20 protein-coding genes, 3 pseudogenes and 1 riboswitch are annotated in these 25,526 nt (G+C 59.7%); of the genes and pseudogenes, 10 read left to right on the forward strand and 13 right to left on the reverse strand.

Annotated elements, in window-relative coordinates; translation table 11 throughout:
• The first annotated feature begins 1 nt into the window (after position 1).
• A complete protein-coding gene (locus WGT02_RS13405) occupies positions 2-787 on the forward strand; it encodes a TSUP family transporter (RefSeq protein ID WP_208250236.1) in 786 nt (261 codons plus the stop codon).
• Positions 788-877: 90 nt separating this feature from the next.
• On the opposite strand, the gene cobO is transcribed toward WGT02_RS13405, so the two are convergent.
• The 4 genes from cobO to cobU are packed head-to-tail and all read right to left on the reverse strand — an operon-like array spanning position 878 to position 6,868.
• A complete protein-coding gene (cobO, locus tag WGT02_RS13410) occupies positions 878-1,510 on the reverse strand; it encodes a cob(I)yrinic acid a,c-diamide adenosyltransferase (RefSeq protein ID WP_024312919.1) in 633 nt (210 codons plus the stop codon).
• A 1-nt stretch (position 1,511) separates the two neighbouring features.
• On the reverse strand, positions 1,512-5,279 hold the full coding sequence (cobN, locus tag WGT02_RS13415) for a cobaltochelatase subunit CobN (RefSeq protein ID WP_208250234.1): 3,768 nt from the start codon (positions 5,277-5,279) through the stop codon (positions 1,512-1,514).
• Between the two features lie 9 nt (positions 5,280-5,288).
• Complete coding sequence (gene cobW, locus WGT02_RS13420; RefSeq protein ID WP_024312921.1) at positions 5,289-6,338, reverse strand: cobalamin biosynthesis protein CobW; 1,050 nt, start codon at positions 6,336-6,338, stop codon at positions 5,289-5,291.
• A gap of 5 nt (positions 6,339-6,343) precedes the next feature.
• Complete coding sequence (cobU, locus tag WGT02_RS13425) at positions 6,344-6,868, reverse strand: bifunctional adenosylcobinamide kinase/adenosylcobinamide-phosphate guanylyltransferase (RefSeq protein ID WP_208250233.1); 525 nt, start codon at positions 6,866-6,868, stop codon at positions 6,344-6,346.
• Positions 6,869-6,993: 125 nt separating this feature from the next.
• Positions 6,994-7,391, reverse strand: a riboswitch (cobalamin riboswitch).
• Between the two features lie 247 nt (positions 7,392-7,638).
• Here cobU and WGT02_RS13430 point away from each other — a divergent pair.
• Positions 7,639-9,429 carry a chloride channel protein gene (locus WGT02_RS13430; RefSeq protein WP_024312923.1) on the forward strand — a complete coding sequence of 597 codons (1,791 nt, stop codon included), beginning with the start codon at positions 7,639-7,641 and terminating at the stop codon, positions 9,427-9,429.
• Here the strand turns inward: WGT02_RS13430 and WGT02_RS13435 are convergent.
• Positions 9,426-10,880 (reverse strand): cobyric acid synthase, encoded by a 1,455-nt coding sequence (locus WGT02_RS13435; protein ID WP_208250231.1) that lies wholly within the window; start codon positions 10,878-10,880, stop codon positions 9,426-9,428. The two genes, WGT02_RS13430 and WGT02_RS13435, sit on opposite strands and share 4 nt — an antisense overlap.
• A 562-nt stretch (positions 10,881-11,442) precedes the next feature.
• On the opposite strand from WGT02_RS13435, the pseudogene WGT02_RS13440 reads away from it, so the two are divergent.
• Both WGT02_RS13440 and WGT02_RS13445 read left to right on the forward strand, forming a co-directional pair.
• Positions 11,443-12,439, forward strand: a pseudogene (locus WGT02_RS13440) (glycine betaine ABC transporter substrate-binding protein).
• A gap of 179 nt (positions 12,440-12,618) precedes the next feature.
• Positions 12,619-12,967 (forward strand): annotated as a pseudogene (locus WGT02_RS13445) (hypothetical protein).
• Between the two features lie 7 nt (positions 12,968-12,974).
• Here WGT02_RS13445 and WGT02_RS13450 read toward each other — a convergent pair.
• Together WGT02_RS13450 and WGT02_RS13455 are read right to left on the reverse strand one after the other, a co-directional pair.
• On the reverse strand, positions 12,975-13,130 hold the full coding sequence (locus WGT02_RS13450; RefSeq protein ID WP_007788385.1) for an entericidin A/B family lipoprotein: 156 nt from the start codon (positions 13,128-13,130) through the stop codon (positions 12,975-12,977).
• Between the two features lie 93 nt (positions 13,131-13,223).
• The gene (locus WGT02_RS13455) at positions 13,224-14,165 is read right to left on the reverse strand and encodes a LysR family transcriptional regulator (protein ID WP_024312926.1); all 942 of its coding nucleotides are present in this window, start codon (positions 14,163-14,165) and stop codon (positions 13,224-13,226) included.
• A gap of 72 nt (positions 14,166-14,237) precedes the next feature.
• On the opposite strand from WGT02_RS13455, the gene WGT02_RS13460 reads away from it, so the two are divergent.
• The 4 genes from WGT02_RS13460 (at position 14,238) to WGT02_RS13475 (ending at position 17,175) form a co-directional block, all read left to right on the forward strand.
• On the forward strand, positions 14,238-14,399 hold the full coding sequence (locus WGT02_RS13460; protein ID WP_176703570.1) for a hypothetical protein: 162 nt from the start codon (positions 14,238-14,240) through the stop codon (positions 14,397-14,399).
• A gap of 84 nt (positions 14,400-14,483) precedes the next feature.
• Entirely contained in the window at positions 14,484-15,290 is an 807-nt protein-coding gene (locus WGT02_RS13465) for a class I SAM-dependent methyltransferase (RefSeq protein WP_024312927.1), read from the forward strand.
• A gap of 320 nt (positions 15,291-15,610) precedes the next feature.
• Positions 15,611-15,838: a hypothetical protein gene (locus WGT02_RS13470; protein WP_024312928.1), complete on the forward strand. Its 228-nt coding sequence runs from the start codon at positions 15,611-15,613 to the stop codon at positions 15,836-15,838.
• Positions 15,839-16,020: 182 nt separating this feature from the next.
• Positions 16,021-17,175 (forward strand): glycosyltransferase, encoded by a 1,155-nt coding sequence (locus tag WGT02_RS13475; RefSeq protein WP_208250228.1) that lies wholly within the window; start codon positions 16,021-16,023, stop codon positions 17,173-17,175.
• 240 nt (positions 17,176-17,415) lie between these two features.
• Here WGT02_RS13475 and WGT02_RS13480 read toward each other — a convergent pair whose 3' ends face one another.
• The 4 genes and pseudogenes from WGT02_RS13480 to WGT02_RS13495 form a co-directional block, all read right to left on the reverse strand.
• Positions 17,416-18,189, reverse strand: a complete 774-nt coding sequence (locus tag WGT02_RS13480; protein WP_225039824.1) for a bifunctional diguanylate cyclase/phosphodiesterase — start codon at positions 18,187-18,189, stop codon at positions 17,416-17,418.
• Between the two features lie 75 nt (positions 18,190-18,264).
• Positions 18,265-18,603: pseudogene (locus tag WGT02_RS13485) on the reverse strand (diguanylate cyclase domain-containing protein); the annotation flags it as partial.
• A 35-nt stretch (positions 18,604-18,638) separates the two neighbouring features.
• Positions 18,639-20,135, reverse strand: coding sequence for a DDE-type integrase/transposase/recombinase (locus tag WGT02_RS13490; protein WP_208245018.1), 1,497 nt, complete (start codon positions 20,133-20,135; stop codon positions 18,639-18,641).
• A 110-nt stretch (positions 20,136-20,245) separates the two neighbouring features.
• The gene (locus tag WGT02_RS13495; RefSeq protein ID WP_263622946.1) at positions 20,246-21,136 is read right to left on the reverse strand and encodes a CHASE4 domain-containing protein; all 891 of its coding nucleotides are present in this window, start codon (positions 21,134-21,136) and stop codon (positions 20,246-20,248) included.
• Positions 21,137-21,620: 484 nt separating this feature from the next.
• On the opposite strand from WGT02_RS13495, the gene WGT02_RS13500 reads away from it, so the two are divergent.
• Together WGT02_RS13500 and WGT02_RS13505 are read left to right on the forward strand one after the other, a co-directional pair.
• Entirely contained in the window at positions 21,621-21,812 is a 192-nt protein-coding gene (locus WGT02_RS13500) for a hypothetical protein (RefSeq protein WP_024314081.1), read from the forward strand.
• 297 nt (positions 21,813-22,109) lie between these two features.
• Positions 22,110-23,132, forward strand: coding sequence for a GlxA family transcriptional regulator (locus WGT02_RS13505; RefSeq protein ID WP_024314080.1), 1,023 nt, complete (start codon positions 22,110-22,112; stop codon positions 23,130-23,132).
• Between the two features lie 14 nt (positions 23,133-23,146).
• Here WGT02_RS13505 and WGT02_RS13510 read toward each other — a convergent pair whose 3' ends face one another.
• A complete protein-coding gene (locus tag WGT02_RS13510) occupies positions 23,147-24,478 on the reverse strand; it encodes a diguanylate cyclase (protein WP_024314079.1) in 1,332 nt (443 codons plus the stop codon).
• Between the two features lie 184 nt (positions 24,479-24,662).
• Positions 24,663-25,493, reverse strand: coding sequence for a response regulator (locus WGT02_RS13515; protein ID WP_208250226.1), 831 nt, complete (start codon positions 25,491-25,493; stop codon positions 24,663-24,665).
• Positions 25,494-25,526 lie beyond the last annotated feature (33 nt).

Consider the following 25,526-nt stretch of genomic DNA (forward strand, 5'->3'; position numbering starts at 1 on the left):
CTTGTCCGACCTTGCCCCTCATCTGCTCTTCATGCTCGCCGCAGCCGGCTTTTTCGCTGGATTCGTCGATTCCATCGCTGGCGGCGGAGGCCTCATCACGGTCCCGGCGATGTTGATTGCGGGTATTCCACCGCTGCAAACACTTGGCACCAACAAGGTGCAGTCGGTGTTCGGCGCAGCCTCCGCCACGATCGCCTATGCCCGCAACGGACATGTTCATCTGCGTACGCAGCTGCCGATGGCGCTGATGGCAATCTTCGGCGGCTCCCTTGGAGCCGCTTTGGCAACGATCGTGCCTGGTGACGTCCTGCGGGCAATCATGCCGGTCCTTCTTGTGGCGATCGCGCTCTATTTTGCGTTGAAGCCAAACCTGAACGACGTCGACAAGCATCGCCGCATGATGCCCTCCGTCTTCGGCCTGACGCTGGTTCCGGCAATCGGATTTTACGACGGCGTCTTCGGTCCGGGCACCGGCTCCTTCTTCATGCTATCCTTCGTGTCGCTGGCCGGCTTCGGTATGCTAAAGGCCACGGCGCATACCAAGCTCCTGAATTTCGGCTCGAACATCGGCGCGCTCGTCGTCTTCGTCTCCTTCGGTGCGATCCTTTGGAAGATCGGGCTAATGATGGGCGTCTGCCAGTTCCTCGGGGCGCAGCTCGGCTCGCGGCTTGCGATGCGCACCGGCGCGCGCCTGATCAAGCCGCTGCTCGTCGTCGTCTGCGTTGCCTTCACGATCAAGCTTCTGGCCGATCCAGCCAATCCGATCCGCGTCTGGCTGGAGATTTGACGCTGGCGCCCGGTGTGCCGGCTTGGCTCCTAGAAGAGCGTAAGCAACAGCGTCCCGACGGAGACCGGCGGCACCCCGAGACAGTTCCTGTCAGAACTCCACGCCCGGCTGCCCCTTGATGCCCGAGCGGAACGGATGCTTGATCAGCTCCATCTCGGTGACGAGATCGGCAATTTCGATCAGCTCGTCCTTCGCGTTGCGCCCGGTCAGAACGACGTGGCTCATATACGGCTTTTCGGTCTTCAGAAACGCCACCACCTCGTTGATGTCGAGGTAGTCGTAGCGAAGCGCGATGTTGATCTCGTCGAGCAGCACCATCGAATTGCGCTCGTCCCGGATCAGCTCTTTGGCCTTCTCCCAGGCCGCGGATGCGGCGGCGACATCACGGGCGCGATCCTGCGTCTCCCAGGTGAAGCCCTCGCCCATGGTGTGGAACTGGCAGATGTCGGAGAAGTGCTTCTCGATCAGATCGCGCTCGCCGGTCCACATCGCGCCCTTGATGAACTGCACGACGGCGCAGGGCTTTCCATGCGCGATATGCCGGAAAATCATCCCGAACGCCGAGGAAGACTTGCCCTTGCCTTTACCGGTATGGACGATGATGAGGCCCTTCTCATCGGTCTTTGAGGCCATGATCTTGTCGCGGGCGGCTTTCTTCTTGGCCATCTTCTCGGCGTGGCGTGCGTCGTCGTGGCCAGCCGGCTCAGTGGTTTCGTCAGTCATCTCAATTTTCCCCGGATGCAAGCTTGAATGTGTCTGAAAGGTCGAACCGCGCCGAATTGCTGCGCGGCGTCCAAAGGCGGCGATCGATGGCCTCGAGCAGCCGTTCCTTCATGTCGTCGAAGGCGGCCGGATTTTTCTCGACCATGAAATCGCGCACCTTCTGATCGACCACGAAGGCCTGATAGACGGCTTCGAAATGATGATTGCCCACCGCGCCTGTCGTCGCGGAAAAGGCGAAGAGGTAATCGACGGTCGCGGCGATCTCAAAGGCTCCCTTGTAGCCATGGCGCATGACGCCATTGATCCACTTCGGATTGACCACGCGGCCACGCACGACACGCCCGATCTCCTCTTCCAACGATCGGATGACCGGCTTTTCCGGTCGCGAGTGGTCGTTGTGGTAGATCGACGGTCGGTCACCCGCCAGCATCTCGGTCGCGGCAGCCATGCCGCCCTCGAACTGGTAGTAGTCGTCGCTGTCCAGAAGGTCGTGCTCGCGGTTGTCCTGGTTCTGCACCACCGCCTGGATCGAGCGCAGGCGCTCTTCGAAGACGCCGCGCTCGGCCCGGCCTTCCTCGCCGGCGCCGTACGCGTAGCTTCCCCATACGAGATAGGCTTCGGCGAGATCGGCCCGGCGTTCCCATCCCTTCTCGTCGATCAATGCCTGCAAGCCGGCACCGTAGGCGCCCGGCTTCGAGCCGAAGATACGATAGCCGGCACGGCGTCGGGCTTGCGCCGCGTCCAGCCCGGCAGCCTCGAGCCGCGCCGCTTCGCCGCGCATGCGCTCGGCAATCGGATTGTCCGCCGGGTCCTCGTCCAGCGCACCGACGGCACGGATCGCCTTGTCGAAGAGCGCGATCTGTTCGGGAAACGCATCCCTGAAGAAGCCGGAAATGCGCAACGTCACGTCGACACGCGGGCGGCGCAGCAGCGCCGGCGGGATGATTTCATAACCGGTGACGCGCCGCGAGGTCATGTCCCATACCGGCTTCACGCCGATCAGCGCCAGCGCCTGGGCAATATCATCGCCGCCGGTGCGCATGTTCGATGTGCCCCAGGCGGTCAGGCCGAAGGATACCGGCCATTCGCCGTGATCCTGCACATACCGGCGGATCAGCAGTTCGGCGGACTTTTTCCCGAGTTCGTAGGCCGCCGGCGTCGGAACCGCGCGGCTGTCTACCGAATAGAAGTTCCGCCCGGTCGGCAGCACATCCGGGCGTCCTCGCGTCGGCGCACCCGACGGCCCGGGCGGCACGAAACGACCGTCGAGCCCCCGGAGCAGGCCTTCGATCTCCGCGGCCCCGCATGCAACGATGGCAGGCTTGAGCCGCGTTTCGATCATCCCCAGGACGGCGCGCGTAGCCCCCCAATCTTCCGGGCAAGCGACCTCGCCGGCGACCAGCCGTGCCGCAAGCAGTTCGATCCGCTCGACCGCATCGCCATTCGTGCGCCAGACACCATCCATGGCCGCCGCAAGGGTATCCGGGAACGGCCCCGGCCAAGACCCGGCCATGTCGCAGTCGAGAGGGTCGAAATCCAAGCCTACATCGGCAGCAATCGCCCGCTGTAGGCTGCGGTCGCCACCGTGGCCAAGACCACGCGGGACCCGAGCCAGCGCCACGCTCAGATCGGTCAGCAATCGACCCTGCGGCGAGACACCGAAGACGTGCAAACCATCGCGGATCTGCATTTCCTTGAGATCGCAGAGATAGGAATCGAGCTTCTTCAACGCCTCGTTTTCGCTCTCGCCCTTGTCGATACCAGCATCGCGGTCGAGACCGATATCTGCGACAAGATCGAGAATCTGCTTGCTGAGAAGCCGAATGCGGCGTGGATCGCCACCTGACGCCTCGTAGTATTCGTCGACCAGTGCCTCCAGATCCTTCAGGGGCCCGTAGCTCTCGGCACGCGTCAGCGGCGGTGTCAGATGGTCGATGATGACAGCCCCGGTCCGCCGCTTGGCCTGCGTTCCCTCGCCGGGATCATTGACGATAAACGGATAAAGATGCGGCATAGGCCCGAGGATCGCCTCTGGATAGCATTCCTCGGAGAGCGCCAATGCCTTGCCTGGCAGCCACTCGAGATTGCCGTGCTTGCCCATGTGGATGACGGCGTGAGCGCCGAACTCGTGGCGAAGGAAAGCGTAAAAGGCGAGATAGCCATGCGGCGGCACGAGGTCCGGCGAATGGTAGCTTTCCTTCGGATCGATGTTGTAGCCGCGCGCCGGCTGGATGCCGACGAGCACCTCTCCAAGCCGCAGGAACGGCAGTGCAAAAGCGCCGTCCAGCACATAGCGATCGGTCTCAGGCGCACCCCAGCGCGTGTTGATTTCGTCCTGAATCTTTTTGGGAAGACTTCTGAAGAAGGCATTGTAACGACTCAATGAAAGCACTTCACTTGCAAGCTTCCCATCCGTGCCGGAATTTGTCGGTCCTTCCATCAGGCGCCGGATCAGGGAGTCGCCATCATCCGGCACACCCGCGATTGTGTAACCGGCGGCACGCATTGCCTTCAGCACCTCGACCGTGCCGGCAGGCGTATCCAGCCCGACGCCATTGCCGAGCCTTCCGTCGCGGTTCGGATAGTTCGCCATCACGAGCGCAATGCGCCGGTCGCCGGCGGATGTCGTGCGCAGCTTCGCCCAGTTGGCAGCAAGCTGGGCTGTATAGCGCATTCGCTCGATATCGGGCTCGCTGCCGACGATGTTGGCCTCGACCCTCGCGTCATAGCGGGCCGCCGATTTGAACGAGACCGCACGGGCAAGCACGCGCCCATCAACCTCCGGCAGAGCAACACTCATTCCAAGGTCGCGCGCGGTGAGCCCCTGCGAGGAGGAGGTCCATGCCTGCCGCGACGACGCCGAAAAGATCGCCTGAAGCACAACCGCGTCGTTGGCCTCAAGCACGGTCGGCTCGCGATCCGCACCGGGCGCAGACACTGCAAAGCCAGTCGTGTTGATCACCACCTCGGGTTTGATGGCGTCGAAGACGCTTTCGAGAATGCCCTTCGAGACGGGGTCCTTGAGACTGTAGGCGAACACCGGCAGCGGCCGGATGCGTTCGGCCAGCAGCGTATCGATCAACGCTTCGACCGGTCGCGTCTCGCCGCTCTGCACGAGCGCGCGATAGAAGCTGACTGCCACAACTGGCGAATGCGGCACCTCCTGCGGGAATCGAACCCGCTCGTCGCACGCCGACTTCCACTCCTCGACGCCGACGACGCCCTTGCCCGGCCACCAGATCCCAGCCTTCATCAGCGGCGAAGCCGCCTCGGGCTTTTCCGCGCCTGAGAGCATCGCGCCGGCATAGGAGAGAAACGCATGCGAATTGGCGTCACCTCCTTCGATAAGATAGGCCCAGAGGGCATTTAACTCTTCGAGCGGCACATTCGAAAACGGTGTCAAACCCGCGTCCGGCTTCGAATCTCCCGGCAGTACGGCGATGAGCGCGCCATAGCGCGCTGCCGCCGCATGAAGCGCTTCCAGCGCATAGTGAAAATAGCTGGCACCGCCGAGCGCCCTGACGACGATCAGCTTCGCGTGCCGGGCTGTCCGCTCGATATAGGCATCGACCGACATCGGGTGTTTCAGGCTCATCAGGCTTGCGAGCCGCAGCGAAAAACCGGCGGCCGCACCATCATACGCGGCCGCCATGGCGGCAAGCTCGGTATCGGCGGCCGACAGGAATAGGACATCGCCGGGAGATTGACCGAGATCGATCGCCTCCTCGCCGTCGCTGATCGTTCCCTGTTGTGCCAGGAGCAGATGCATTGGTCTGCCTTATGCCAGCGCTTCGATTGCCGTGCGAACTGCCGCCTCGTCCATGTCGTGCAGGCCGATCACGACCAGGCGGGTGCCGCGTGCTTCGCCGGGCGCCCAGGCGCGATCGAAATAATGGTCCACACGGCTTCCGACCGCCTGCAGCTGCAGGCGCATCGGCTTGCCGGGGACATCGACGAAGCCCTTCAGCCGCAGCACGTCATGTTCGCCAATGACGCCCTTCAGCGCATCCACGAACGTGGCAGGATCGGCAACAGGGCCGAGTTCCACGACGAAGCTATCGAACTCGTCGTGGTCATGCGGTACACCATCCTCGTGCTCGAGCTCATGGTGGGATTTGCGGTTGGCCACGTCATCCTCGGTACCGACCCCGAGCCCGAGCAACACGCTTGCCGGAACCTCGCCGTTGCGCGCCTCGATCATCACGGGCTTGCGGGCGATACGGGACGCGACCTCATCGCGCACGCGACCGAGGCCTGCCGTGTCAAGAAGATCGATCTTGTTGAGCACGATCAGATCGGCGCAGGTGAGCTGATCTTCGAAAAGTTCTTCGATCGGGCTTTCATGATCGAGCGATTCATCCTCCACGCGACGGGCTTCCACGGCACCGTGATCGTCGGCAAAACGGCCGGCCGCCACGGCAGCGCTATCGACAACGGTGATAACGCCGTCGACGGTGACCTGCGTGCGAATGTCAGGCCAATTGAAGGCCGCCACGAGCGGCTGCGGCAGCGCGAGACCGGAGGTTTCGATGACGATGTGGTCGGGGCGCTGTTCGCGCTCCAGAAGCTTGGTCATCGTCGGAATGAAGTCGTCGGCAACCGTGCAGCAGATGCAGCCATTGGTGAGCTCGATGATGTCATCTTCGGTGCAATTCTCGGCGCCGCAGCCCTTGAGCACCTCGCCGTCGACGCCGAGATCGCCGAATTCGTTGATAATCAGCGCGATTTTCTTGCCGTTCGTGTTGGAAAGCAGATTGCGGATCATCGTCGTCTTGCCGGCGCCGAGAAAGCCGGTGATCACGGTCGCCGGGATTTTCTGCTGGTTCATGAAATTCAACCCTTCATCTTCAGCGGCAGACCTGCCGCGATAAAATACACGTCCGCAGCTTCCGCCGCGATCATTTGATGCAGGCGGCCGGCATGATCCCGGAACTCCCGCGCCATGCGGTTTTCCGGAACGATGCCGAGACCGACCTCGTTGGAAACGATGACGAGGCGCGCGCGTGCCGCAGGCACGTAGGCGGCAAGCGAGGCGAACTCCGCCACCATGTCGCGCTCTTCCATCATCAGATTGGTGACCCAAAGCGTCAGGCAATCCACCAGGATCGCCCGTCCTTCGCCATCGATTGCCCGCAGGCATCCGACAAGATCGAGCGGCTCTTCATGGGTGTGCCAGAGATCGCCGCGGTCGGCTTTGTGCGTGTCGATCCGGGAGCGCATTTCCTCATCCCAAGCCCGGCCGGTCGCCACATAGTGGCGCTCCAGGCCGCCCGAAACGACCAGTTGCTCGGCAAAGCGCGATTTTCCCGAGCGCGCACCGCCGAGAACGAAGGTCGTGCCAGATGATATCAGGCTCATGGAAAATACTGTCCCATCTGCGGACGCCTTCCGCACGGAACCGGAACGGCTGCACGCAGCCTTAAAATCTTACTTTCAGCCATGACAACCTCCGTGCTGGCAGCGGGCATCGCCCAGGGATGGGCTTTTTGCCCGGCACGATTGGCAGGTCTCCTGGCTCGCGGGTTTTGGCCGCGATCGGGGCAGACCGGAAACCGGTCGCCCCTGATCGTGCCAGCGGATTTTCCTCGTCTTCCCGGCTGCATTTCATGAAAAGGCGGACGATTCGTAGACTTGAGAGGCGTCCAGCCCCGGTTGATCATGACGCACTGCCAGTGACTTTTCCGTCGCCGCTTCCGCGCCGCCCGCCTGCACTATTGCAGACTGTCAACCACGAGGAACCAACGCCGGACGGAAAACCCTGACCGCTCTACAGTCGCGGGGTCGGCTATGATGACGGCGCCCGGATTGGGTCCACCGCTTCACATTCCCTTTTCATCCGCACCGATTCAACCGGTCCGGAACCATCCGTTATGGAGTCATCGTTAGGCAAGGCCCCTGGCGAAGTCAATCGTAAGCCGTCGTCTCGCAATATGACATTGCATGCCTGAAACCGCGACCAAGACGACCTTCTCTACCAAATTTATCGTCTTTTATCAGTGGCTTACGTCACAAATAATTGTTGCCGGCGCCGGTCTTTTGCCGCAATTGCATCGCAAGCGGGTTGCGCCACTGATTTGCCCGTCCCTTTCTGCACTTGATCGCGCCTACACCTGCCTAGTTTTCCTGTCATGCTCCTAAAAATCAATATCCGCCGTTTCGGTCCGTTTCATACGCTTCTCGATATCGGGCGGATGCGCGCTCTGTTACGGCGCAGCGAAATGGGGATGGTCATCGCCGGCGCGATCGTCGGGGTGATCTCCGGCCTGGCGGTGACGGGCATGAGCCTCGTTTCCCGCGCAATGCACAGGCTGATCTTCGGAATCAGCGACGTCGAGAGGCTGAGCTCCTCCCAGATCGACGACAAGTTCCTGCTGCTGACGGCACCGGTTTGCGGCGGCATCCTGCTCGGTCTTCTGCTGTTCATCCTCGCCAAGACCCGTAAGAAGCCGATGGTCGACCCGATCGAGGCGAACGCATTACATGGCGGACGCCTGTCGCTGACCGACAGCATCCTCGTTGCCGTTCAGAACCTCATTTCGAACGGCTTCGGTGCCTCCGTTGGTTTGGAAGCCGGCTACACGCAGTTGGCAGCCGGTCTGGCCTCGAAGCTTGGCCTGAAGTTGCAGCTTCGCCGATCGGACCTGCGCGTTCTCGTCGGATGCGGCGCGGCCGGTGCGATTGCGGCGGCCTTTAATGCGCCACTGACCGGCGCGTTCTATGCCTTCGAGCTCATCATCGGCACATACACCATCGTCTCGCTGACACCAGTCGTCGTGTCCGCGCTGGTGGCGACCCAGATTGCGCGGCTGCTGGCCGGCAGTGATTTCCTCATCGATGTCGGCGAATTCGGCTCCGTCATGCCGGCCGACTATGTCCCGGCGCTGCTGCTCGGTGCCGTCTGCGCCGGCGTCGGTATTCTCATCATGCAGGGCGTCGCCTCGATCGAGGAACTGGCGCGCAGGAGTTCCATCGCAACACCGCTGCGCCCTGCCCTTGGCGGCATCGTCGTCGGTCTCCTCGCCCTTATCACGCCGCAGATCCTGTCAGCGGGACACGGAGCGCTGCACCTCAATCTCGGGCGCGATCTCGCGATTCCGGTCCTCCTTGGGCTGCTTCTCCTCAAGGCCTTGGCCTCCGCGATCTCGATCGGCTCGGGTTTCAGAGGCGGCCTCTTCTTCGCGTCGCTGTTCATGGGGGCGCTGCTCGGCAAGCTATTTGCCTATTCCGCGCCCTATTTCGCCCACGCGACGCTGACACCCGTTATCTACGCGGTCGTCGGCATGAGTTCGCTCGCAGTCGCCGTTATTGGCGGGCCCCTGACGATGACGTTCCTGGCGCTGGAGATCACGGGCGACTTTCCGATCACGGCACTTGTCCTTGCGGCCGTCATCACCTCCTCACTCGTCGTGCGCAGCACCTTCGGCTACTCCTTCGCAACATGGCGCTTCCATCTGCGCGGCGAGAGCATTCGCAGCGCCCACGATGTCGGCTGGATTCGCAACCTGACGGTCGGCCGGCTGATGCGCGCCGACGTCAAGACCGCCAAGGCCGGCCTTTCGATCGAAGAGTTCAAGGAACGCTTCCCCATTGGCTCGGCGCAGCGCGTCGTCCTGGTGGACGATACGGGCAAATACAGCGGGCTAGTGCTCGTCCCGGATATTTACGCGAACCTGACCGACACCGACGACACCGGCGAGGATCTCAGCGAATTCATCCGCTACAAGAACGATTTCCTGCAGCCGCAGATGAACGCCAAGCAGGCAGCCGCCATCTTCGACAAAACCGAAAGCGAAGCGCTCGCGGTCGTCAACAATCTGATCGAGAGGAAGGTTGTCGGGCAGCTGAGCGAGGCTTACACGCTGCGCCGCTATAGCGAAGAACTCGATCGCCGTCGCCGCGAAATATCCGGCGAGATCTAGCCGAAGAGCTCGTCAAGCCAGCGCCGGTCAAGGCAGGCTTCCAGCTCGGCCGCAACGTCGTCTAAAGCTTTCTCGACACCGGCACGGTAATCGTTCGTCTCACCAGAAAGACCGAAACTCCACAGCAAACGGGTACGATAGATGTCACTCGCAAAGAGCCCGTGCAGATACGTGCCGGCAATCCGACCGTCGGCCGATACGGCACCGTCCGGTTCGCCATCGACGATCGCGAATGGCCGGCCGCAATCCTCTCCTACGGTGATGCCGAGGTGGATCTGATAGCCGGCAAGCGGTGCGCCGTCTTCCACCGCCATAGCGACGCTGTTCCGCACCGTCTTTTCCGGCGCCATCTCCGTCTCGACGTCCAGCAACCCGAGGCCGGTGACCTGCGCGGGGTCCCCCTCGATGCCCAGGGGATCATGCACCTTGCGTCCGAGCATCTGATAGCCGCCGCAGATGCCGATGACCCGCCCGCCCCGCTTCACATGGGCCAAAAGATCAACATCCCAACCCTGCACGCGCATATCCGCCAGGTCGGCGATCGTCGATTTCGAACCGGGCAGAATCACCAGCCGGGCATCCGACGGCAACCGCTCTCCGGCGCGAACAAAAACCAACTCGACATCCGGTTCTGCCGCCAGCGGATCCAGATCGTCGAAATTCGCGATGCGGGGAAAGACCGGCACTGCGATCTTCAGCGCGGCCGAACCGCCCCGTGCCAGGCTCTCCAGCGCGACCGAGTCTTCGGCGGGCAACCGCGAAGCGTGCTTCAGCCATGGCACGACGCCGAGGCATGGCCATCCCGTAAAACGCCGCACTGCATCGATTCCGGCATCGAAGAGCGAAACGTCACCACGAAACTTGTTGATGATGTAGCCGGATATCATTGCCCGGTCGTCATCGGAGAGGATGGTATGCGTGCCGACCAGCGAGGCGATCACGCCGCCACGATCGATGTCGCCGACCAACACCACCGGCACGCCGGCACGCGTCGCAAATCCCATATTGGCGATATCACCGGCCCTGAGATTGATTTCGGCAGGCGAGCCCGCCCCTTCCACGATCACAAGATCCGCTCCGACCGAAATCTCCGAAAAGCTCTGCATCACGTAATCGAGGAGTGTCGGCTTGAGCTTCTGATAGTCCCGTCCCTTGGCCTGCCCCCAGACCTTGCCCTGAACGATGATCTGGCTGCCGTATTCGGTTTGCGGCTTGAGCAACACAGGGTTCATGTGCACCGAGGACTGCACCCGCGCAGCGAGCGACTGCAGCCATTGCGCCCGGCCGATCTCACCGCCGTCGTCAGCGACCGCGGCATTGTTCGACATATTCTGCGGCTTGAAGGGACGGACCGCAAGGCCGTGATTGGCAGCAAGCCGGCAAAGCCCCGCAACAAGAACGGTCTTGCCGACATCGGAGCCGGTACCCTGTAGCATGATGGCCTTGGTCATTGTCGCGGAACTCCGGAGAACTCGCCTCGGCCTACAACGACGTCTCTGTTGCGGTCAATCGCAGGCGTCGAAAATGCGAAGGCCGCGTCAACCGTTGAGGGTTGCGCGGCCTGCCGAAATACGCTGGCGCGTTCGCCCATACACGGCGAAGCTCACGTTCTCCGGGACGCAATACCTGATCCGGAGAAGCAGCGGTGTCCCCCGCTACGCAACAACAGATAGCGCCACATTGTTACCGGAGGGTTAGCAAGTCCTTAAGCAAAGGTGAATTTCAGCATTTTCTGACTTTTCTTCTCGATCGTGGCGTCGCTGGCAAGCATACCAGCACGATCTCCGAACGCTCGCGGTAACCTTTTGATGAGACTAGCATTAACGATTTCAAATCAGGCGCTTATGCTTCACGCCTCAACCACAGAAGAGAATTGATTTCCGCAGCCGAACGCGTAGGCTGCCTTTCCAAGGTGCCAGGACGAGCGCCACAGCTACAGCCCGGATAAACGAGGACCTCCGCAAGGTGGGAACGCCTAGGTTGTAGCCGCGGCAGCAAGAATGGGAACGCAAGATGAGACTTCTCCGCACGTCAATCCTGCTCGCCGCAGGAGTTTGTGCAGCCGCCGCGACTGCGCAGGCTGCCGAATGCGGCAACGTTACCGTCGCTGAAATGAAATGGGCTTCGGCCGGCATTGCCGCCAACTTCGATAAATTCATTCTCGAGAAGGGTTACGGCTGCTCGGTTAGGATCGTCCCGGGCGACACGATGCCGACCTTCCTGTCGATGAACGGAAAAGGCGAGCCGGATATCGCTTCCGAGTTCTGGATCAACTCGGTACGTACCGAACTCGATAGCGCGGTCAAGGAAGGCAAGCTGATCCAGGCGGCTGAAATCCTCTCGGAGGGCGCTGTCGAGGGCTGGTGGATTCCGAAATTCATCGCCGATGCCAACCCGGATATCCGCAGCGTAGAGGATGCCCTCAAGCATCCCGAACTGTTCCCGGCGCCGGGCAATTCATCGCAGGGCGCGGTCTATAGTTGTCCCGTCGGCTGGAGTTGCCAGATTTCCACGTCAAATCTGTTCCGTGCGCTGGGCGCCGAGAGGGACGGGTTTCAGCTTATCGAAACCGGCAGCCCGCAGGACCTCGATGATTCCATCGCAAACGCATTCCAGAAAAAGGCCGGCTGGCTTGGCTACTACTGGGCCCCGACGCCCATCCTCGGAAAATACGACATGACGCGCCTGAGCTTCGGCGTCGCTCATGACAAGGCAGAATGGGACAAATGCACATCGGTCCCCGGCTGCGCTCGGCCGCAAGTGAATTCCTATCCCGTCTCCCGGGCGTACACGATCGTGACTAAAGCCTTCGCCGAGCGAGCCGGACCGGCCATGGATTACCTGGCTCCGCTCCTGGGACAACACGACGATCAACGAAGTGCTTGCCTGGCAGGATGAGAACCACGAGAGCAACGAGGACGCCACGATCTACTTCCTCCAGAATTACGCCGCCCTGTGGACCAAATGGGTTCCCGCCGATGTCGCCCAGAAGGTCAAGGCTGGGCTTTAAGGTGAGCAAGGCAATCCCTCGCCTGCCGATGCGCCTTCTCGATAGATCCTCGCACAACCGCGCGCGCGATCGATCGGCATCGTGAACGTCTTGCTTGTGGCGGTATGGGTTTCCTCTAAGCGGCGACTGCTTGCTTGCCCGAATCGCGCCAAGCCGCTGCCAAGACGAGGAGAACAAAGATGACATCCGTTCCGTTTCCCGACCGCGACACAATCGCATCAAAGCTTGCGAGCCTTGACGAACGGGCGAAATCCTACGTCGTCCTGCTGATGGAAAATGCGGCACAGGACGAGAACGTCATCGATGGTCTTTACCGCCACCTGAACAACGCGGCGAGCGCACCCTTTGTGAACACGCCGAAATTCGAGAATCTTGGGAAACGGATTGGCGAGGCGGCGCCGGCCTTCCTGCAGATACGTCTCATGGAGGCCGCGAAATCAAGCCATCATCCGGCCTATGTGGCGTTGCGGACCGGGCATTTTGCGTTCCGGCGGGGTGGAAAAGGCCTACCCGCCGGCAGTGATCTGATGGCGTATTACCGCGTCGCCGCGCGCCCGACCGAACGGCCCGCATCCTGAGTCGCGTTCACCGCATTTGCCGTATCGCGACCGATGCCGCGGATCGTATTCCCACACGAGGAAAGCACGAGCAGAATTGCGAGGGCGGAGCCGATTTTGGCCATTGTGGTCATTGCGAAATCCTCTTTCTCAACCGTCCAGGGCGCGGCGACAGCCGCCGCGCGCGTTAAAACGCCGAAGGAAGAAAGGAGGTCACCGCAAACTTGTCAAGCAGCAACGGCCTTGGCTTTTTCCGCAAAGGCAAAGCGGATGCTTTCGGCCACTGCCCGCATCGGGCCATTCATCTGCGACGCAGTGAGAAGCCTGATGTCGAAGGAGCCGAGTTCAGGCAACCCCTCCTGCACGCCGAGGATTGTCATCTCATCGGTGACATAGGAGCGCGGCAGCGGCGCGATCGCCAGGTCGGAAACCACAGCCGCTCGCTGGGCCATCGTGTGGCCGCTGAGGAAAGCGACACGATAACCGCGCTTCATGCGCTCAAGTTGAGACAGTGCCTCGGAGCGCCAGATGCAGCCATCCTCCCAGATCGAGATCGGCAGCGGATCGCGGCGGTGCGCCGTACCGCACTTGGCGCCGGCCCATATCAGCCGCTCGCGAAAAACGATCTCGCCATCCGTCGGCAGGGGACGCGTCGCGCAATTGATCAGTGCCAGGTCCAGCCGCTGCTCTTCCATGCGCTTCTTGAGCCCGATGCTCATGTCGATGGTGACATCGACCATGATGCTCGGGAAACTCTCGGCGAAGCTTTTCAGGATGCTCGGCAGCAGTCGTTCGCCTATATCCTCCGGCGCGCCAAGCCGCACGACGCCGCTGAGGTCGGGCATAATGAATCGTGAAACCGCCTCGTTCGACAAAGCAAGCATGTTTCGCGCATAGGAAAGCAGCAGTTCGCCATGCTGGGTCAGGCTGACCGACCGCGCATCCCGCAGGAAGAGCGTGGCACCGAGCTGTTCCTCCAGCTTCTTGATCTGCATGGAGACGGCCGATGGTGTCCGATAGACAGCCTCGGCGGCCGTGGAAAAATTGCCGGTCTCTGCGATGGCAACAAACGTGCGCAGCACGTCGTTATCAAGCAAAGGAATGGGACGGCGAAAGGGAATGCTCATCGTCGCATCTTTCAATTTTTCTGAATTTGAATTCCATATCATTTTGTTTGATTGAAAGTCAACCGGGCAATATCCTTCGATCGTAGCGGCTGGTACTGATGAAAGGAGGCCGCGATGAGCACTCTCAACGCAATCTTCGACATCTTCTACGCATTCAGATCGCGTCAGATCACACGTCAGACACGCAATCGAACGCGAGACCAGTTGGCGCGACTGCCGAGACATCTCGCCGATGACCTCGGTCTGCAAGCTTTGGGTATGACACCCCCTTGCTGAGGACGCAGCGTATATCCTTGCGCCTTCAAAGACGCGGTAAAAGGTTCTAATATACGCTCCGGGTGGCTACGGAGCGGAACGACCATGGCGATGAATGACGCGTGTTTCCAAGGTGATATCCCTGCAGCCTATGATCGGTACCTGGTGCCGATCCTGTTTGACCCTTATGCGGCCGATCTGGCGCAGCGCTTGGCGTTGCTTCATCCGCACCGCGTTCTCGAAGTCGCAGCCGGGTCCGGCGCCCTGACGCGTGCGATATCGTCGGCGCTTCCGCACGCCGAAATCATCGCCACCGATTTGAACCAGGCCATGCTGGATGTCGCCGCGTTGAGACATTCCGGGGGGCATGTCGCATGGCGACAGGCCGATGCGTTGAGCCTGCCCTTCCCCGATCAGATCTTTGACGCCGTCACAAGCCAGTTCGGCGTCATGTTCTTTCCCGACAAGCACCGCGCCTACCGCGAAATCCTGCGCGTGCTGAGGCCGAAGGGGACGTTCCTCTTCAACACCTGGGACGCCGTCGAGAACAACGATTTCGCAAAGGCTGTCAAGGCTGCGACGGATGCACTGTTTCCAGACGATCCGCCGGATTTCTTCCGGCGGACACCGCACGGCTACTTTGATGCCGAGGCAATCTTATCTGAACTCGAGCGTGCCGGCTTCCAGTTGGCGACCTTCGCAAAGGTCGAAAAGACTGCCCGCGCATCCTCGGCAAGGGACGCGGCGACCGCCTTCTGCAAGGGCAGTCCGCTCCGCATGGAAATCGAAGCACGCGAACCGAAGGTCGATGTCCTGGCACGGGTAACCGAGATCCTTGAACAGATCTTTGGCAAAGGTCCGATCGAAGGGCGGATGTCGGCGCTCGTGTTCACCGCCGAGGCGCGACGCTAGACCTGACAAGCTCGCACCAACCGCTCGTTTCATGGCGCCAAAACGACCGCCTATCGTCGACAACCCCGATGGGCCGTGGCCCCGGAACATTCAACGCTGAGCGGCGTTCTTTCTTCGCAACGCAACCCGTTGTCGTTGCACGGACTGCATGTCCCTCAACTGCAGTCACATTGGCCCGGCGCTGTCCAAACCAGCACCGGGCTCTGCCCGTCATCTCGCGCACGACATTCACCCTTCGGATAATTCAGCATCAACTAAAATAGAACTTGAAATCGCGGCTTCGGAAACGATGATGCTTGCCCTCAGCCAGGAGGGTAGCGATGTCACAGTACCAGGAGACGCGGCGGTTCAAATGCACGGGCGACGCTGGAAATCCCTGCATCGTCATTGAACAGATCAGGGTTGCCGATGAAGCCATCTCCAGCCCTAGAACCGACTACGTGACGGTGGATGGCGAGGTCGCCAATCGCCTCGACAGGAAGCACTTTCTGATCTTGATGAAGGGTGAGGTTGTGAAGATTCAGCGGGCTCTGAGGAGAAAACATTGAGCTAGGCCAGTCGGCGTCGGCATCGCAGCAGGCGCCAGACACCTGGTCGGACAGTCCTTCCCATGGGCTAAGATGTCGCCGCCGGGCGGATGTCATCATCGCGTCATGTGACGGTGATGTCTTAACGCACCGGGCGCTGAGACTCGTTTTCATTCCGGCGCTGTTCACCGCTGGAATGACTGATGCTGTATATCATTGCCGTCGCTGGTACCCTACTGGCAGCCAATACCCTCAGCCTTATGATCGCGGGATGGCGGATTCGATCGCGCCAAGACGAAACGCCAAGCGTCCCCGCGCGTCCGCCTGTCTCAATCGTGGTACCGCTTTGCGGCGTGGAACAGTTTTCGCGAGAGACGCTCGAAAGCGCACTGAGCCTGGACTGGCCCGATTACGAAATCATCTTCTGCGTTGCCGACAAGACCGATCCGGTTGTTTGCCTGGCTGAGGAGTCGCTCCGAAAAAAACCGCTGACAAAGGCGATGATTTCCGTCGGGGATGATCGCATCAGCGCAAATCCGAAACTCAACAATTGCGTCAAGGGCTGGAACGCGGCGTCGCATGGGTGGGTGGTTCTTGCCGATTCCAACGTCTTGATGCCCACGGACTATCTCGCACGCCTGATGGCCGCATGGCGGCCTGATAGCGGACTTGTCTGCTCGACGCCACTTGGTTCCCGTCCGAACGGATTTTGGGCGGAGGTCGAATGCGCGTTTCTCAACACGCATCAAGCGCGTTGGCAATATGCGGGAGAGGCCCTTGGATTCGGCTTCGCGCAAGGCAAGAGCATGCTATGGCGCAAGAAAACCCTCGACTCCCACGGCGGCATCCAAGCACTTGCGGCTGAAATCGCAGAAGACGCCGCCGCTACAAAACTTGTGAACACCATGGGCCTTAAGGTACATCTCGTCGCCGGGCCGTTCGAGCAGCCCCTGGGAAGGAGAACCTTCCGCGACGTATGGGCCAGACAGTGCCGTTGGGCGCGGTTGAGACGCGTCACCTTCCCTCATTTTTTCGCGCCGGAAATACTGCTTGGCGTGGTTCCGCCTCTATTTCTATGCATGAGCGCTGCGCTTATTTCCGGGACCAGTCTTTTCGTAGCAGCCTTGGCGGTTTTATGCGCCGCCTACGCACCAGAACTTATTCTTGCAGCCCGCAAGAATTGGTACATGTCCCCGCTGTCGCTCGTCGCAATGGTCACGCGCGATGCTCTGCTCCCAATCATCTGGATGAGGAGCTGGATGGCCGGGAGCTTCGATTGGCGCGGAAACAGGATGGTGATCGGATCGCAAGGGTCTCGTCTCGAAGCTGGCGTGGCCGGACCAATTGCAAGCCCCTAGCAACTGCGGGCGCATTCGAGAACGCCTCGTACTCGTTTCGAAGCTGCCCCATTCCAGGTCAGCGGAGCCGAAATTTTCAGGGTTTGAACTCAACTTGGCAATGGGACCGATGAGCCGCTCATCCGCGAAATTGGCACCCGTTGCCGATCGCGCTCTGCGCCACGAGCCGCTGGATGGGCGCCCTGTTTGGCCCGCGTGCTTCTCCAGGCGCGCATGTCAACTTATCGCTTCACCTGCAAATCAATGACATTTGCCCCAACCATCATGTCGAATGCGTCCTTGGTCATAGGCTTCGAACCCTTGCAGATGATCGCAACCGAGTTCTTTGAGGATTGCCCGCTGCTCTTCGGTCTCCACGCCTTCCGCAGTTGTCTTTAGCCCCTTGGCCCTTGCCAGCCTTATCATCGCCTCGACGATAGCTCGGTTGTCAGCCTCTTCGCTGCCGAAGCCGTCCACGAAGCTCTTGTCGATCTTGATACGATCGACTGCGATATACTGTAGGCGACCGAAGGAGGAGAAGCCCGTGCCAAAATCGTCCAGCGCGAAGCGGACGCCTTTGGAGCGAAGTGCCTCGATATTCCGTTGACATTCCCCTACGCTGTCGAGAAGCGTGCCCTCGGTTATTTCGATCTCCAGCCGTGTCGGATCGATCCCATGATTGTTCAAAGCCGCAGTGACCCTGAGCGCATACGCCTCGTTTCGAAGCTCGATGGGTGAGGCGTTGATCGCAATCTCGAGATCCGGCCACCGCTGGGCCGCCAGGCAGGCCTCCTCAAGAACAAGATCGCCAAGTTGGGCGATGACGCCGCACTCTTCGGCAATAGGAATGAACACCTCCGGGCTGATAAGACCTCTTGAGGGGTGCTTCCATCGAAGGAGCGCCTCGGCGCCAAACAAGGCTCCATTCGGGGCTGCGTAGACCGGCTGAAAATGCACCTCTAGATCTCTGCGATTCTGGACCGCCAGCCGCAGGTCGCATTCAAGTTCGCGGCGGTCTTGGACCAAGTCGTCCATGTGGGGCCCAAAGATCGCAAAGCGGTTCCTGCCCGCCGCCTTCGCATTATAGAGAGCGATGTCAGCCTTCCGCGTCAGGTCGGATGGATCAACATCAGGTCCGATACCAATCACAACACCAATGCTCGCACCGATGCTGATTGGCGTTCCGTTGATCTCGAATGGACGCCGCATGGATTCGATGACTCGCTTGCACGACTGCGAGATCTGATCGTTCGTGACATCCGTGATGACCGCTGTAAACTCATCGCCTCCGAGCCTGCCAACGATACTGTCCGCAAAAATCTCGCGCAACCTGTCGGCTACGAGCACGAGGAGCCGATCGCCAACAGGATGCCCCAATGTATGCGCGGCGACAAACAAGGTGAGACTCGTATTGCCTCGCCTGTGAATGTTCCTGATGCACTTGATCATTGCCTCACAAGATTGCTCCTTTCTGCTGCGAGCGTTCAAGTCGCGGAGAGTTGAGCTGTTTCGGAATTTGCGCCGAAGATCATGGCATGGGCTTTATTTCGACGCCACTCTTTGACGCGCCGTTGCACTGTTCGCAGGAGTCCGTCGGGGTACTCATTCGGATAACGCTCTTGAAGCCGCTCGAGCAACTCGCGGCCTGTCCGCCAAGGTTCCTCCTCAAACCAAGAGCGGAGATCGTCGGTCACGCGGATGAGCGGGTCTGGTCTACGTCGCTCTCGGCGCAGTTTTGGTTTCGCTTTGGCCGTCGGACGGACTTCGCCTTCCGTCCAGGCGTGGCGCAGGTTCTGCAAGAACGTTTCGATATCCGGCGTGGCTGTTGACAGCGAGGCATTGCTGGCAACCTCGACAAGACGCTGCTGCGCTGTTCGAATATCGCGCAATAGTTTCACAGGATCCAACTGATCGCCGATGTGCGATAGCCGATTTCGGACTTCGGTCGGTGTTCTCGGATCTGCCAAGAGCCTCTGATAGGGTGTCGCAGGAGGATGATAGATCTTTTTGACCACCGCGCCATCGCGACGCTTCTCCCGCAGCTTAAAGGATGGCTGAAAGAAGTTTATGAACAAGCGCACCGATCGGTATAGATCGGCCAGGGTCGCAGCGGCCTCGACCCCCTCATAGCGATGATAACCAACAATGCGGCGAACGATCGACCCATTCTTCTGCTCGACGAAAGCCTGATCATTCTTGCGGTAGGGACGGCAACGCGTGAACTCGATATTGGAATCAAGGCAGTAATCCCTGATCGTTTCGTTGATGAACACGCTGTCATTGTCCGTATCGAAGCCGAGCAGCGGAAACGGCATCAGACGCCGCAACTCACTCAACACTTCCGTCAGAAGCTTCTGCTCACGCACAAGCAGAGGCGCACATTCCGTCCAGCCACTGGCAATATCGGTGAGGACTAGCGTTTGGACGAAGCTGCCCCGCGCAACGGGGCCGGAGTGGGAGACAAGATCTGCTTCAACAAACCCAGGCGCGGGATCATCCCAGTCAGAGAATGTCCGGACGGGGACGCTACGCCTTAACGCAGACGAAGCCACCGAATGCCGGCGTCGCCGGCCGCCCGCTGTTTCGCGAATGTCTTTCAGAGCGCGATCAATCGTCGCGGCGCTCATCTGCAATAACAGAGCCCGAACCCGGTCATCCAGGTTGAGGTGTCCGTGCCGCTCCATGGAGATGACCAGCGTCGGGAGCAGCGCCTTTAGCCGCTTTCCACAAACACGGTCGGACGACTCCCACAACACGATAAGCGCTTGGCGGGCGGCTTCGTCATAGATCCGAGGACGTGGTCGAGACGCGACTTGATTATGTGTGCCGCGGAGTAACCGCATCGCATGTTTCCGGTGCATGCCGCTGATCGCAACGAACTGATCGAGAATGCGCGATTTTTCCTCTCGGCTGCCTTGGAGGTAGCGCTTTGCTAAAGCTGCAATCAATTCTTTCTTGGTCGTCACGCTGATGTGCCTCATCTGATTTGCTCCGCACCCACAAATGCTGGGAGCAAATCAGATGAGGCAACGGCCAATAATCAAGGAGCATTTTTGGCGAGGCAATGCGGCGTCTCATCCTGATCGTCGCGCTATACCAATGTATCATTCACCTGCTTGAAACGATCAAGATCCATGAACAGGACCGCGTTCGACTGGGTCGCGGCAGACCCCGAGATCACTGTAGCCAAATGCTCAGCAAACTGCGCCCGGTTGGCCAGTCCAGTGAGGGTGTCGTGCCGAGCGAGATGTTCAAGCTCGGCCCTGCTCTGCCGTAACTTCCGGTTTCTCGCACCAATCATCGCCCCCATTCCTGCCAGCGCGACGAACACGGACACTCCGACAGCGCTTAAAGCCGGGCGAACTGACTTGGCGACAGCTTCCCCGGGTTCAAAGGGACGCCAGGAGAAGTATCCGAATTCTTTGCCATCAGCACTTCCAATTGCCGCGAAAGACCGTTTGACTTGCGGCGACTTGGTCCAGGCAAAGGTGAGGTCATCAAACTGATATTCGCTCGACACCCCCGTCAGGAAGCTGCCATCGAGATAACGAATGGCAACATGGAAATATATCTCCGAAGGGCTCTGCTTGATGTTCCCGGTGTCGGAGACGATCGGCTTCACGCTGACAATTGCCGGGTGGCTGTTGACGGTTGAGAGATCACTTTCCCCAATACTCAAGACTTGGTCAGAAATCCCGGTATCGTCACCGTCAACGAGCCTTGCGCGCAGCCGGTCCGCCAACGGCGACACGACATCCCGGACCTCTTGGTAGGCTTTCGCCGAATTCGCCTCGTCCGAAGCAAAAACATATACTGCGCGACCATCCGGAGCGATCACATAAGCGCGATCGTGCTGAAAGTAGGTGAACATCCACTTGCCGAGGTTCATCTCCATCCAGTCCGCATTGCCGTCGCTGACGTTGCGAACCGCATCGTCCCAGACAGTCGCACTCTCCTGGTCGTGGGCTACCGCCGCCTGCATTTTCGAAACGAGCGTCTCTGCAAGATGCGTTTGACGCTCGGCTGCGATTTTATCGCTCCTTTCGGTGGCAAACTCCAGGACTGCGAAGAGCCCAGTATAGATCGAGAGCGCAGCGAAAAGAGGAAGAACGAAGAGGAGGAGAAGCAGTCGGAAGCGCGCGTATTTCATACTCAGGAGCCCTTTTTATGGTCCTGATACTAGCACACGAACATTAAGGCGCGCTTTCATTGAAACCGGAACTCCAGAATGCAGCGAGCAAACATCTCGGATCCGTTGGTTACGTTCCCTCTGCATGCACGCCAAACACGGTGCCAATAGGTTGGCTCTCCTCAGACAATCGATGTTTGGACCGAGCGCCCAGCTGCCCGCCATCATTCAAAAACACTGATGATATCCATAAAATCTATTCGTTTGTTTGATGGGATGGAAACACCCATATTCTAGGCATGAAACAAGCGTCCTCCGCCGAGGAAAGGAATAGGCCATGACGACGATTACGCACACCAAGACGCCTTCAAGCGAAGCCCATCTGCATATTGCCGACTACGCCCGCAAACTGGTTCGTGCATGGCATCAGTGGCAGGCCGCCCGCGAAATCGAATCCATGCCTTTCGACATGCGCAAGGACATTGGCTGGCCGTCGGCGGATGACGCGGATGAGCGCAAGGTTATGTAATGAATCCGACATTCCTCCCCGTGTGAAAGCGGCGCCTCGCATTTGTGCAGCGCCGCTTTCTCCGTCTTGACGGCCACCATATTAAATCTTGAATTTCCGTGACATATATTTTTGGCAATCGCCCTTTTTTGAACTTTTGAAGGCAGCGATCGTCATTTGACCTTCGTCAATTTCAGCAATGTCGCAAATTTGCTCTTTGCGGCCGCATATATCCATGAGAATGTCGCTTTCAGGATATCGAAACGACGTATTCCAAGCAACGAATAGTGCATTCGACCTCGAGCACGGATTTGTCTCATGAATAAGATGTCGCATAAGCAACAACGCTCTCTTGTCTTCTTCATGGTTCCGCAGTTTACGATGCTGCCTTTTTCAGCGGCAATCGATACGCTGCGCATCGCCAACCGTATGCTCGGCTACCAGGCCTATACGTGGCGGCTGACCTCGGTTGACGGGCAAAAGGTCTATTCTTCCTGCGGCATCGGTATCGAGGCAAATACGTCGCTTGCCGACGAGCGCCGCAACCTCGGTGGCGAGCATCGCCCGAGCATGGTGCTGGTCTGTTCCGGCATCGATGTCGAAGACTTCAATAACAAGTCCGTCAGCGCTTGGCTGCGCGAATCCTACAATCGCGGCGTCGCCGTCGGGAGCCTCTGTACGGGCGCACATATCCTCGCCCAGGCGGGGCTGCTGAATGGCAAGCGCTGTGCGATCCATTGGGAAAACCTGCCTGGCTTCTCCGAAGCTTTTCCGCAGGCCGAGGTCTACGCCGATCTCTATGAAGTGGACAGCAATCTCTATACCTGTGCTGGCGGCACTGCTTCGCTGGACATGATGCTGAATTTGATCGGCCAGGATTTCGGCGAAACGCTGGTGAACCGGGTCTGCGAGCAGCACCTGACCGATCGCGTGCGCAGCCCGAACGATCGCCAGCGCCTGCCGCTGCGCGCGCGCCTCGGCGTCCAGAATGCCAAGGTTCTTTCCATCATCGAACTGATGGAGGGCAACCTTTCCGAACCGCTCTCGCTTCTGGAGATCGCCGATGGCGTCGATCTGTCGCGCCGGCAGATCGAACGGCTCTTCCGCCAGGAAATGGGGCGCTCGCCGGCCCGCTACTATCTGGAAATAAGGCTGGATCGCGCCCGCCATCTGCTGGTGCAATCGTCCATGCCGGTGGTCGAAGTGGCGGTCGCATGCGGCTTCGTCTCTGCCTCGCATTTTTCTAAGTGTTATCGCGAACTCTACCACCGTTCGCCGCAGCAGGAGCGAGCCGAGCGCAAGATGACGATGGCAACGGCACGCCAGGCCATCGCAGCCTGACAATGGCAAAGCGGCTATTGAGCCGCCTCCTCCGTCATACGCGCGTCGGAATAGACCTGATTGCGACCCTTGTGCTTGGCCATATAGAGAAACTGGTCCGCGGCGTTCAGGTAGTTGTCGAAGGTTTCGTGGTCGGAAATTTCGGCAACGCCGATCGACACGGTGACGGAAAGCTCTTCGTCATCCGCCATCACCTTCAGGCGTGAGATGTCCGACCGTATCTCGTCGCACAGCTTGGTCGCGGCAATCGAGTCCATCATCGGGAACAGGATCGCAAACTCTTCGCCGCCGAGGCGCGAAAGCAGACGATCGCTCCCCTCGAAGATCGCCGCCAGCCTGCCGGCGACCGCCTTCAAGACTTCATCGCCGATTTCATGCCCATAGGTATCGTTCAGCCGCTTGAAGTGATCGATGTCGAGGATCGCAACGGCGCTCGCAGCCTTGTGACGCAGGCAGTCATTCACCAGCTTCGGTCCAAGGTCGTAGAAATAGCGGCGATTGTAGAGCCCCGTCAGATAGTCGCATGCTGCAGCCGCGCGAAGCTGCTTCAACTGTATCAAGGTCTCGACGTTGTTGGCGATCCGGCATTGCAGTTCTTCGGCGACGAACGGCCTGTAGAGAAAATCGGATGCGCCGGCCTTCAGAAAGCTCGCAGAAAGCATGCGATCGCTCGAGGATGAGACCCCGATGATCCGCAGCCTGTCAGAGCCAAAGCGCCGCCGTATCCGCCGCGTCAATTCGTAACCGCTGATGTCGGGCATTTGATGATCCGTGACGACAACCTCGATATCGTCGTAGGCCTCAAGCGCGGCGAAGGCTTCCAGTCCGGATGCGGCTTCAACTACCATATATTGCTGCGCCTCGAGCAGCCCGACAAGGACCTGGCGCGCGGAAGCGACATCGTCGACCACGAGAACCCGCGTCTTCCGATTCGACAATACCCGTCTGACGCTGGCAACAACGTTGTCGAGCGCGAACTCGTTGTCCTTCAGCACATAATCGATGACATTGCGCTCCATGATGCGGTTGCGCGTATCGAGGTCGAACGTGGCGGTGAAGACAATGGTTGGAACAGCAGCCTTTATGGTGCAGTCGAGCGCCTCGCCATAGGGGGCGTCCGGCAGATTGAGGTCGACGATCGCCATGCTGTAATCAGTCGGCGACTGGGCGATCGTCTCTTCGAGCATTTTGAGGGAGGAGCACGGTTTGACGTTCAGCCCCAGTTCGGCATGAAGCCGGTGGCACAAAACGGCGGAGAACATCCGGGAATCTTCAACCAGGAGTAACCGCTGGCCGCCAAAGCGTGGCCCGGACCCATCCCGATGGAGATCCTCCCGGACAGCCATTCACTCCTATCCCCCAGAAAGCCGCAGCGGTCCGAATCGATCATCTTCTCGGCTTATGTGAAGATAACTCACACAAACACGCCTGAGAAGATATCGAAACTTGGCAATACCGGAAATTGCAGAAATCTCGATCTCAAGCGCGTGAGAGCGCCTCCGCCTACCATCGTCGGGCGGAGGCAGCGCGTCAGGCAACGGCACGCTCCTTGCGCATCGACTGGATTTGCAGCAGCGTGTCCAGATTCTGGTTGACGCGGCAATAGAACTCCTCGTCGATAAATGGTCGCAGCATGAAGTCGTTGCCGCCAGCCTTGAGGAAGCGCGCCGACAGCAGCCGGTTCGACGATGACGACACCCCGATGATGCGGAGTTCATGGGAGCCGATGCTGGCGCGGATGCGCCGGGTCAGCTCGAATCCGTCAATGTCGGGCATGTTGTAGTCGGTGATCATCAAACCGATGTCACGGTTCGCCTTGAGGATCTCGAGAGCCTTGGCGCCGCTGTCGGCTGTACTGACCCGGAAATTGTAGCGTTTGAGACGGCTTGACAGCAGGGCGCGTGCCGTCGGGCTGTCGTCGACGATCAGAACGTGGTGACGATGATTGGTGAGGAATCGGCAGATCGATTCCGCAAGCAGGTCGACCGCGAAGACATTGTCCTTGAGGATGTAGTCGACAATGTCCTTGGCCATCAGCTTGTCGCGCATGCCTTCCTGGAAGGTGCCGGTAAAGACGATGGTTGGGATGCTGAGGTCGACCAGATACTCCAGAGCCTCGCCGTTCTCCGCGCCTGGCAGGTTGATGTTGGAGATGGCGAGCGTGATCGGGTCGGTCGACTTGTCGTAGGACAGCTGCAGCTCTTCGAAACTCCGGCAGATTTCCACATTGATATCGAAGAGCTCCTTCAGCCGCTTGCCGATCATCGACGTAAATACGTTCGAATCCTCCGCCAGAATAATGCGCGCATCAGCAAACATGCCTCCGGAATATTGCATTCCCGAAATACCCAAAAACGCCATTTCCAAACCTTTTGATGAAACTCCTGTCCCCGG

The organism is Rhizobium sp. T1470, from assembly GCF_042140505.1.
GTDB lineage: Bacteria > Pseudomonadota > Alphaproteobacteria > Rhizobiales > Rhizobiaceae > Rhizobium > Rhizobium favelukesii.

Coding starts and splice junctions, on each gene's coding strand:
- WGT02_RS13510 (WP_024314079.1), bottom strand. CDS start 24,478: ATGGCTGTCCGGGAGGATCTCCATCGGGATGGGTCCGGGCCACGCTTT.
- WGT02_RS13450 (WP_007788385.1), bottom strand. CDS start 13,130: ATGACCACAATGGCCAAAATCGGCTCCGCCCTCGCAATTCTGCTCGTG.
- WGT02_RS13490 (WP_208245018.1), bottom strand. CDS start 20,135: ATGAGGCACATCAGCGTGACGACCAAGAAAGAATTGATTGCAGCTTTA.
- WGT02_RS13500 (WP_024314081.1), top strand. CDS start 21,621: ATGACGACGATTACGCACACCAAGACGCCTTCAAGCGAAGCCCATCTG.
- cobN (WP_208250234.1), bottom strand. CDS start 5,279: ATGCATCTGCTCCTGGCACAACAGGGAACGATCAGCGACGGCGAGGAG.
- WGT02_RS13470 (WP_024312928.1), top strand. CDS start 15,611: ATGTCACAGTACCAGGAGACGCGGCGGTTCAAATGCACGGGCGACGCT.
- WGT02_RS13460 (WP_176703570.1), top strand. CDS start 14,238: ATGAGCACTCTCAACGCAATCTTCGACATCTTCTACGCATTCAGATCG.
- cobW (WP_024312921.1), bottom strand. CDS start 6,338: ATGAACCAGCAGAAAATCCCGGCGACCGTGATCACCGGCTTTCTCGGC.
- WGT02_RS13515 (WP_208250226.1), bottom strand. CDS start 25,493: ATGGCGTTTTTGGGTATTTCGGGAATGCAATATTCCGGAGGCATGTTT.
- cobU (WP_208250233.1), bottom strand. CDS start 6,868: ATGAGCCTGATATCATCTGGCACGACCTTCGTTCTCGGCGGTGCGCGC.
- WGT02_RS13505 (WP_024314080.1), top strand. CDS start 22,110: ATGAATAAGATGTCGCATAAGCAACAACGCTCTCTTGTCTTCTTCATG.
- WGT02_RS13465 (WP_024312927.1), top strand. CDS start 14,484: ATGGCGATGAATGACGCGTGTTTCCAAGGTGATATCCCTGCAGCCTAT.
- WGT02_RS13455 (WP_024312926.1), bottom strand. CDS start 14,165: ATGATATGGAATTCAAATTCAGAAAAATTGAAAGATGCGACGATGAGC.
- WGT02_RS13475 (WP_208250228.1), top strand. CDS start 16,021: ATGCTGTATATCATTGCCGTCGCTGGTACCCTACTGGCAGCCAATACC.
- WGT02_RS13495 (WP_263622946.1), bottom strand. CDS start 21,136: ATGCAGGCGGCGGTAGCCCACGACCAGGAGAGTGCGACTGTCTGGGAC.
- WGT02_RS13435 (WP_208250231.1), bottom strand. CDS start 10,880: ATGACCAAGGCCATCATGCTACAGGGTACCGGCTCCGATGTCGGCAAG.
- cobO (WP_024312919.1), bottom strand. CDS start 1,510: ATGACTGACGAAACCACTGAGCCGGCTGGCCACGACGACGCACGCCAC.
- WGT02_RS13480 (WP_225039824.1), bottom strand. CDS start 18,189: ATGGACGACTTGGTCCAAGACCGCCGCGAACTTGAATGCGACCTGCGG.
- WGT02_RS13430 (WP_024312923.1), top strand. CDS start 7,639: ATGCTCCTAAAAATCAATATCCGCCGTTTCGGTCCGTTTCATACGCTT.